Raw genomic sequence first — 6,563 nt, 5'->3', positions numbered from 1 at the left:
GAACACAAGTTCGACGTGCGTATTTCCACTCTGAACAAGTTCATGAATTGCTTCAACAAATAACTCCAAGCCTTGGAAGCGACCAATATTTCCGGCAAAAAACAGTCTCAACTTATCTTTTGATTTGACTTCAAACCAATCACTTTTAGAATTACTCAATTTATCTTCTGAAGGCAAACTAAAGTTATTAATAACACTAACTTTACTAACCAAAGAGGCATCACGTTTTCCGATTGCCTTACGCATATCTTCCGACAAAACAATGATACGACTCGCTCTTCTACAAGTAGCGATATCAATACGTTCTAAAGCTCTGTAGACCGTAGGATTAGAAAATTCACCTGATAATTTACCAATCTCGGGATGTAAATCCATACAATGATAAATGAGCTTTGCTCCGGTTAAACGAGATGCAATGTTTGCCGCAAAGCCAGGAACTACAGGTGGAGCTGTAGATACCATAATAACATCATAGCGCCCCTTAAGGGCTTGATAAATTATCAATAACAGAAACCTTAAAGTGTTGAATAGACGAAGAAATGGCCGCCCTGTTTCATTAGGCAACTCATATCTATGAACCGTAGCACCATCTAAATTAGCCGATTTAGAAAAGGTGTCATTTTCTACACCCTTTTTATAAGAAGGCTGACTTGAAAGCACATCAACGTTATGACCTTCTTCAACCCAATGACGAACAATACACCTCAACATGGAGGCGTAAGGAGGTGTATCAGGCCAATAGTAGCGATGGACAGCGAGTATTTTTTTAGATTTCTTCATTATTTTCTACAAAGACCAGCTTTTAAGCTCTACCATTCATAACGAGAAAAATCATCCAAATTACGCCACTTGCTAGTTAATTTAGCGGTTCCTAAAATCAACTTCGTAACTCGTAGCGAAGTATTTTCGACCTGGTACTCTTCAGGCGTTTCTCTATTTGGGTATAGATCTGCTTCTTGAACAACAAGGTCTATTGCATCTAACAAAATATCTGGGTTTAGCCCCGACATAACAATTGACCCGGCATCCAAAGCCTCTGGGCGTTCGATAGAATTTCTCAAAGTTACTGCAGGGAAATCTAGCATTGCAGATTCTTCAGAAATCGTTCCACTATCCGAAATAGCGCAAAATGAATCCTTCTGAAGTTTGTTGTAATCAAAGAAACCAAACGGTTTGAGGAAACGGATATCTCTATCCCCTGAATCCAGGTTCAATTGCTCTAAACGATTCTTTGTACGAGGGTGTGTCGACACTACAACCGGGTAACCATATCTATCATGAATTGAGTTAAGACACTCAACAACCTTTCTTAAATTATCTGGATGGTCAACATTCTCTTCTCTGTGAACACTGACAATAAAGTACTTCCCAGACTCCAGGTCAAGCTGCTGTAACACCGTACTAGAATCAATCGACTCCATTTTGGAGTTCAATACCTCAAGCATCGGTGAGCCGGTCACATAAATAAAGCGGTGAGACAAACCCTCGCTAATCAAATGACGGCGAGCATTCTCTGTATATACCAAGTTAAAGTCAGCCAAATGATCAACAAGTTTACGGTTAATCTCTTCAGGAACGTTAGCATCAAAACTTCGATTCCCTGCTTCCATATGATAAGTAGGGATCTTCATTCTTTTTGCCATCAAGGTTGCGATAGCGCTATTGGTATCACCCAAAACCAGAACGGCATCTGGCTTTTCTTTCAAATATACTTCTTCTGTCTTAATCAGAATTTCACCAAGTACTTTGCCCAATGATGACGTGTCAACATTCAGAAAGTAGTCAGGCTCCCTAACACCCAACTCATCAAAGAAAACTTGATTAAGTTCATAATCGTAATTTTGACCAGTATGTACCAATTTATGGTCAGTAAACTTTTCTAATGCTTCCATTACAGATGCTAAACGGATAATTTCTGGACGCGTCCCCAGAACAGTCATTACTTTTAGTGTTTTACTCATGCTTCTACTAGCTCGAAAAATGTATCAGAGTTTTCAGGGTCAAAAAACTCATCAGTCCAAAAAAAAGTGATCAGTTCAGAGTCACCAATATTGGTTATGTTGTGAGTATGGAGTGTTGGAATATCGACCAAGGCGGGTTGCCCTTCTTCAATAATATATTCAATAACCTCATTGGTATTGACTTTTCGCATCTTGATAGATGCCGCTCCTTGAAGAACAAAGAAACGCTCATACTTTCTAAGGTGGAAATGATTACCTCGCGTAATACCAGGCTTTGTTGTCGAAACAAATGATTGACCACCCGAGCCGACCTTAACTGTTTCAACCAACCAGCCTCTATCATCAGTATGCTTGGTTGCAATTACTTTCCTTGCATCTTGAGGTAGATAACTGCGGTAAGTATTAAACAAACAACGGTCAAAATGATCTGACAGATCGGGAACTATTCCAGCTTTATACTTTTCATCAAATAATCTTAGTTTTTCTACAACATCGCCAACGCTTATTTTCTTGCCTTTAACTCGATGCTCACCAATCGTTTTACTTTCGTATAAAGAAATAAAGAGAGCAACCAAATCTTGCACATGAATAAGCTCTAGCTGTCCGTTTCCATTAACTTCGACTTCTTGCTCATTTGCGATATGGTGGCAAAAAGTATTGGTACCTGAGTTGTAGTTCGGTAAACCAAACTCACCAAATACATGAGGAATGACTAGGTTTAAAAAACTAGCTGAATTTTCATCAGCCCAAGAACTAAAAACCTCAGAGACACCACTTTTACCTTTTCCATATGGAATATCAGTATTTTCGGCATGGGTAGTCGAAGAATAAACAACAAAAGGAGTGATTGATGCTGCCTTCATTGCCTCAACAAGTTGCTTCGCAGGGTCAATATTTCCATTCACAAGCTCTTCGTCAGAAGCTCTGTTTACTCCTGCTAAATGAACAATTAGCTCTTTATCAGAAACAAATTCTTTAAGACCTTCAGTAGAAGAAAATGTATCCCTAGTAGCAACATCCACTAATTCTACATCGTCTCTCGTTTTAAGGTACATTTGGAGGTGAGAGCCGATAAAACCATTACCTCCGGTTATTCCTATTCTCATCTATTTATCCCTACTGAGCATCCCATAACTCAAGCTCTTGTCTAACTTCCTTCAATTTTAATAGAGTATCTTCAACCTGCTTAACATCTAACTGCTCTGTGTTATGCGAGTGATAGTCTTCATAGGAAATCTCTTCCTTGTTCCCTTCAGAGAAGTACTTTTCATAATTTAGGTCTCGATTATCCATTCGAACGCGATAATAGTCCCCCATGTCTTCAGCTGTAACAAGCTCTTCATTTGATGCAAGAGTCTCGTACAACTTTTCTCCATGCCTCATTCCAATAATTTTGGTATCGACGTTAGACTTAAATAGGTTCTTTAGGGCTTGAGCTAAATCTTCTACAGTACAAGCTGGGGCCTTCTTGATAAAAACATCGCCTTGGTTCGCATTGAAAAACGCATGATCTACCAAATCCACAGCTTCGTTCAATTCCATAAGAAAGCGAGTCATTGTAGGCTCAGTAATTGTTATCGGCTTATTAGCTTTAATCTGTTCGATGAATCTAGGAATCACTGAGCCACGAGAATACATTACGTTGCCGTATCTAACGCATGAAATAACGGTTCCACTTTCAGCTTGTTGACGCGCATACGCCTGCGCAACTTTTTCCATCATTGCTTTACTCGTACCCATTGCATTAACGGGGTACACTGCTTTATCTGTACTTAAGCAAACGACACTTTTTACTTTGTTTGATACAGCAGCTTTAAGCACATTGTCACTACCGATAATGTTTGTCATTACGGCTTGCATTGGAAAGAATTCACAAGAAGGCACTTGCTTTAGAGCAGCTGCGTGAAATACGTAATCGACTCCGAGCATCGCGTCATGAATACTGTCATAGTCCCTAATATCGCCAATATAGAACTTCACACGTGGATCATCCATATATTGGGTTCGCATTAAGTCCTGCTTGGCTTCGTCTCGGCTAAAAACCCGGACTTCCTTACAATCTTTAGTAAGCAGGTATGTTGTAACAGTCTTCCCAAACGAGCCTGTGCCACCAGTCACTAAAATAGTGCCGCCTTTGTACATAATTTCTATCCACCCTTAATTATTAGCTAAATTCCCGACCTGATTTATTCATTCTCATACTATAAGAAGCGATTACCATATGAACATAGGGAGTAGCTGGCGATAATAATGAAAAAAACAGGACGCATACAGCAAAAAAAGCAGATATAGAGTTTTTTGCCTCAGAAGCTGATTTTAAAAAAACATAAGCCAATAAAGGCCCCCCAATTACTCCTAAGATAAAGAAAAATATCCCAGAAAAGTTTGATATTCTTTTGATTTCGGTCTCTCTATGCAGACTAATTTCTAGTGATTCAACAACCTCATCTAAAGCTTCTATATCTTGAGGCTGCAACATATTGTTAACACCGAAAACAACAGGCCCGACCCCGCGAGCAATTCTATTTGAAAGACTTTTATCTAACCCTACGAGATCTAAGCCATTATCCATCGCTTGCTGCACAATTAATCCTGCACGCGTATTTTTTAACGTTTCAGAATAGTAAGATACCCCACCAGAAATGATACAAAGAATAAAACAAAACCTAACAAAGAACTTAAACTTATCCTGAACAGAAATATTATTTAACACCAACCATATTAAAGTAGGCCCTATAACCGACACCGCACCTGAAAGAAAAACAAGCAGTAACGGAATGTAGGTATCAGTTATGTTCTTTTTGTACTTAGCCAAGTTGTCAATTATAACTAACAAACTAAAACCAATAAAACCAAGAAAACTTGGTTCAGACGCAAACGAAGCTGCACCACGAAGTTCAGATGTTCGGTAATTAGAGACTAATGAATGCAACAGTTCTGGACGTAAAGAGCCAAGTACAACACCCAGCAAATAGATTACACCCATCAACCTTGCAACAAATAAGATACTCGAAGCCTCCTTGTCCTCCATGCGAGAAGTTATAACAACTAAACAAATCAATGAGATAAGAGGAAGACACTCATTCCCTCCGCCACCATTTAAGAGTAACACCGCAATACATATAAAAGTGTAAAGCAAAATAACAACATCAATCAACGCGACACGTTTCATTATGTTTGCCAACACTAATAAGAATAAAAAAAAGTAATAATGAGGCTGTATATCGCTACTTAATGGGGATACTTTTAAGTACGGAAGCAATGCACTCGCTGCAGTCAAAACCAGTAGTATTACGTTAACACTAACCACTACCGACCCCTATACCCTTGACTGCGGCCGTTTTTTTTATAGCAAAATAAAAAATAAAAACGAGAAAGAATATAAGCTCTGCCGCCAAATTACTAACACCAAAATCTGCACTATCTAGGGAACCTAGCATTAGCATAGAGATATATTTGGCAACGAATTTAACAACCGCAAACAAAATAAGTGTTACACCAGAACTGATAGCAAGGAGAACCTGAAGCAAGACCATATTCCCCACCATCAAGGCAAATGGAAGCATCAAGTACTTGAACAACTCTCCTACCTCTCGAGTATATGATTCTGAAAATTTTCCTCTTTGGTAGGCCAGCCTGACTAGCTCTTCAGAGAACACCACTGCGATAAAAGCAACAACCAAAGTAACAATATATACCGGCAAAAGTTTTTTAACCAACTCATACTGAAACCCCACCTGATCATGTCGTAGAGCTATAAATTTTGCCGTATATATAACAAAGGTAGTTCCAATTACTGCACCAAGCCCATTTACAAGACCATATGCGTAATCTAAAAAAGAAATCCACCCTTCCCCCAAACTAGACGCAAATGCTCTATCAACAGCTCTAAGGGAAATGTTCACAAAATGAAAGATCATCCCAGATAGTATTAAACGCATTACTACCTTATCTTTAATACCTCCAAAGGAAAAGTAGCTACTCAATACCACCGGTATGTCCGCTATATTTCTAGCACTAATAATAAACGAAAGGGACACTACCCCACATGACACTACAAATGCGAAAACAAGCCCAGACAAATCTCGCATACCATAAGTTGTAGTAATCCACAGACTTACAACAAAACCAACATTACATATCAGATTAGCTGACGCTACTATATTATTTTTCTTATTGTACTGAAGGTAAATTCTAAAGTGAAAGTAAATACTGGATAATAGAAAGCCAAACCAAGCCACTCTACAATAAAAAGCTAAATCATTAATTTCGGCTATAGATAAATCAGGCCCAAGTAAAGGCGCATATACACCAGCAAACGCTATACCGATTATTGATACGAAAATAGATACAGTGCTTACTGGAGAGGACTCGACAAAGGTTACCGAGCTTTCGTCTCTAGAAACTCTAGGTAAAATTATTCCTACAAGCAACGTTGCAAAACTGAAGAAGAACGCATATGGGTATGATACAGCAAGACGATAGATATCTAGGTCGGAACTAGCTCCAATTTCATAAGCAATATAAACCTCCCTCAAGAAACTAGACAAGCTTCCAGCAGCAGTAAATATAACGAGGATTAACATGCTCTTGGCCACTTTA

General features: G+C 38.8%; 6 protein-coding genes. All 6 read right to left on the bottom strand.

Annotated features, from left to right (window positions below; all coding sequences use genetic code 11):
* The coding region (locus tag A3761_RS10260) for a glycosyltransferase family 4 protein (protein WP_156491786.1) at positions 1-780 on the bottom strand (780 nt) is incomplete at its 3' end.
* Between the two features lie 29 nt (positions 781-809).
* Positions 810-1,961: a non-hydrolyzing UDP-N-acetylglucosamine 2-epimerase gene (gene wecB / locus A3761_RS10255; protein ID WP_068739425.1), complete on the bottom strand. Its 1,152-nt coding sequence runs from the start codon at positions 1,959-1,961 to the stop codon at positions 810-812.
* The gene (locus A3761_RS10250) at positions 1,958-3,067 is read right to left on the bottom strand and encodes an NAD-dependent epimerase/dehydratase family protein (protein WP_068739427.1); all 1,110 of its coding nucleotides are present in this window, start codon (positions 3,065-3,067) and stop codon (positions 1,958-1,960) included. The genes wecB and A3761_RS10250 overlap by 4 nt, the downstream gene beginning before the upstream one ends.
* Before the next feature lie 10 nt (positions 3,068-3,077).
* Complete coding sequence (locus A3761_RS10245; RefSeq protein WP_068739429.1) at positions 3,078-4,103, bottom strand: polysaccharide biosynthesis protein; 1,026 nt, start codon at positions 4,101-4,103, stop codon at positions 3,078-3,080.
* Between the two features lie 22 nt (positions 4,104-4,125).
* On the bottom strand, positions 4,126-5,133 hold the full coding sequence (locus A3761_RS10240; RefSeq protein WP_156491785.1) for a hypothetical protein: 1,008 nt from the start codon (positions 5,131-5,133) through the stop codon (positions 4,126-4,128).
* Between the two features lie 130 nt (positions 5,134-5,263).
* Positions 5,264-6,563: lipid II flippase MurJ (locus tag A3761_RS10235; protein ID WP_231881204.1), on the bottom strand; the 1,300-nt coding region annotated here is incomplete at its 5' end.

It is taken from the genome of Oleiphilus sp. HI0123 (genome assembly GCF_001635315.1).
Note: the sequence above shows the minus strand (reverse complement) of the source record. Positions and strands in the feature narration are given on the sequence as shown.